The organism is Streptomyces sp. UH6 (assembly GCF_013421635.1).
Taxonomy (GTDB): domain Bacteria; phylum Actinomycetota; class Actinomycetes; order Streptomycetales; family Streptomycetaceae; genus Streptomyces; species Streptomyces abyssomicinicus.
The window spans coordinates 1-2840 of the sequence record NZ_JACADT010000744.1; the positions used below are offsets into that span (position 1 = coordinate 1).

The 2840-nt window shown below is 72.3% G+C and carries 2 protein-coding genes; one reads left to right on the forward strand and one right to left on the reverse strand.

Annotated features, from left to right (window positions below):
• Positions 1-630, reverse strand: a 630-nt coding sequence (locus HW445_RS25185) for a TetR/AcrR family transcriptional regulator (protein WP_180223209.1), incomplete at its 3' end; no start/stop codon positions are given.
• Between the two features lie 152 nt (positions 631-782).
• On the opposite strand from HW445_RS25185, the gene HW445_RS25190 reads away from it, so the two are divergent.
• The coding region (locus HW445_RS25190; RefSeq protein ID WP_180223210.1) for an ABC transporter permease at positions 783-2840 on the forward strand (2058 nt) is incomplete at its 3' end.

Sequence of the window (2840 nt, forward strand, 5' to 3'; positions counted from 1 at the left end):
GCCCGCCCCGGCCGCGCGCCGCGGACGGCTCACCGGGGCGAGGAGCATCCCGGCGATGGCGTCGGAGAGGAAGTCGCCGACGGCCGGCCAGTCGGGCTCCTCGCCGTCCCGTTCCGCGCGCTCCTCGATCTCGGCGCACGCCGAGCTGATGAGGTGGGCCATCAGCGCCGTCCGGCCCCGCACCACCGCCGGGTCCAGATGGCTCAGCCGGGCGCCCACCGACCGCGCGATCCGGGCGGTGGTCGGCGCGGTCACGGCGGTCCGCCGCATCAGCTGCGAGACCGAGGGGTCGTGGAGCGCGAGGCTGAAGAAGCGGGCCCGCCAGGTCGGCCTCGACAGCTCTCCCAGCACCTCGGTCACCGGGACGACCAGGGCCCGCACGTCGCCCAGCAGCGAGTCGGAGCCGTCGAAGACGGCGCGGCTGCGCACCTCGACCTCCTCCATGTGCCGCTCGACCAGTGCGCGCAGCAGGCCGTCGCGGCCGCCGAAGTGGTAACCGACGGCCGAGTGGTTGTTGTTGCCGGCCGCCTCCGCCACCTTCCGGTCGGAGACCTGGGCGATGCCCTGCTGGGCGAACAGCCGCTCGGCGGCGTCGAGCAGGGCGGTCCGTGCCCGCTCCGATCTGGCCATGGACGGCTCCTGGGCTCCGTGTGAGATGTCCGACGTTCAGCGCCAAGTTAACCCACCCGAAGCGAGTAAGACACCTGACTTGATTTACGCTGGGCATCCAAAGCTAAGTCGGGCGACTTAGTTCGGCTCGCTGCACGGAGGAGCACCACACCTTGGACACCGCCACCGCACCCACCGGGGAACCCGGCGCCTCCGGGCTTCCGGCCGGCCGGCCGCCGGAGGACCGCAGGACGCGTATCGGGCGTTACGTCGCCCTGTTCGTGATGCCGTTCCTGATGGTCACGATGATGTACGCGAGCTACGTCGGCACCATGCACGAGCCGACGGCCGACCACATGCCGGTCGCGGTCGTCGGCACCGGGCCCGCCGCCGAGGCGGTCGTCTCCGCGCTCGACGACTCCCCCGGCGGCGCCGTCGACGCGCGGCTGGTCGGCGACGCGGACCGGGCGGTCGACCTGCTGCGGGACCAGGAGGTCACGGGCGTCCTCGAGATACCCGCCGGTGACGGCGGACCGGCGGTCCTCACCACCGCGTCGGCGGGCGGCGCCTCCCAGGCGAGCACCGTCGCCCAGCTCCTCACCCCGGTCACCGTGGGGCAGGGCTGGGACCTCGAGACCAAGGACGCGGCGCCCCTTCCGGACGGCGACATGGCGGGCATCGCCGTGCTCTTCGCCGCCATGGGCATGATGCTGGCGGGCTACGTACCGCTGAGCGTGCTGACCATGTCGATGCCGTACCTGCTGTCGGTGCGCCGCTTCGTGCCGCTGCTGGCGGGCTGGTCGTTCGTGACCAGCAGCGTGATCTGGCTGATCCTCGGACCGCTGGTCGGCGCGGTCGACGGGCACTACCTCGCGTTCGTCGGCATCGGCATGCTGGCCACCGGCGCGGTGGGCTGCGCCCAGATGCTCTTCACCAAGCTGGTCGGACCGCTGGCCGTGCTCGTGGGCATGCTGCTGTGGGTGTGCTTCGGCATGCCGGCGTCGAACCTGGCGCTGTCCGTCCACACCATGCCGGGCTTCTTCCAGTGGCTGCACGGCGTGCTGCCGCTTCCCGCGGCCGGTGAGTCGCTGCGCAGCCTCCTCTACTTCGACGGCCGCGGCCTGGACGGCCACCTGATCACCCTGGGCGTCTGGCTGGTCGCCGCCCTGGCGCTCGCCCTGCTCAAGGAGCGCAAGGGGCACCTGATCCCGGCCGCTCCCCCGGTGACCGACGGCAGCACGCCGCTGCCCGCGCTGGCCGGCGGGCCGGTGCGGCCGCTGTGGGTGCGCCGGGTCGCGGCGGTGGCGTTCCCGCTGTCGATCCTGGTGATGGTGGTCGGCCTGATGGGCGCCTCCATGCACAAGCCACAGATCCACGACATGCCGGTCACGGTCGTCGGGGCGACCACCGGGCAGGCCGAGCAGGTGACGGCCGCGCTCGAGCCCGAGCTGGGCGGGATGCTCGAGCTGTCCACCGGCGACTCGGTGGAGGAGGCCGAGGAGCGGATCCTCGACCAGGAGATCGTCGGCGCCTACGTCCTGCCCACCGAGCGCGGCGGCGCGGCCACCCTGCTGACCTCCTCGGCCGCGGGCAACAGCCAGCACATGGCGCTGCGGCAGATGTTCCAGCAGATCGCCGCGGGCTCGCAGACGCCCCTGGAGACCAAGGACGTCAAGCCGCTCACCGAGCACGACACCATGGGCAGCAACAGCATGTACGTCGGCATGTCGTGGATCATGGCCGGCTTCCTGCTGATGGCGGTGCTGCGCGGCGGCGCGCCGGAGCTGACCCGGACCCGGGGGATCCTGCCGTTCCAGGCGGGCTGGGCGGTGGGAATCTCCGCCTGGCTGTGGCTGCTGTTCGACGTCATGATCGGCGCGATCGACGTCCCCGCGTGGCAGTTCGTCGCCTGCGGGGCGCTGACCGTGTTCGCCGTGTCGCTGGCCACCGCCGTGTTCACCCGCACGGTGGGCCTCGCGGCCATCGTGCCGGTGATGGTCGTGATGATGCTGGCGGGCGTGCCGGCCTCGGGCGGCGGCATGTCGGTCCACATGGTCCCGGAGGTCTTCGCCCACCTGAAGGACGTGCTGCCGCTGCCGGCGGCGGTGGACGTCGCGCGCAGCATGGTCTATTTCGACGGCCACGGGATCGGGCGGAACATGCTGGTCGTCGGCGTCTGGGGCGCGGCCGGCCTGGTCCTCAACCTCGTGGTGGACCTGTGGCTGAAGCGG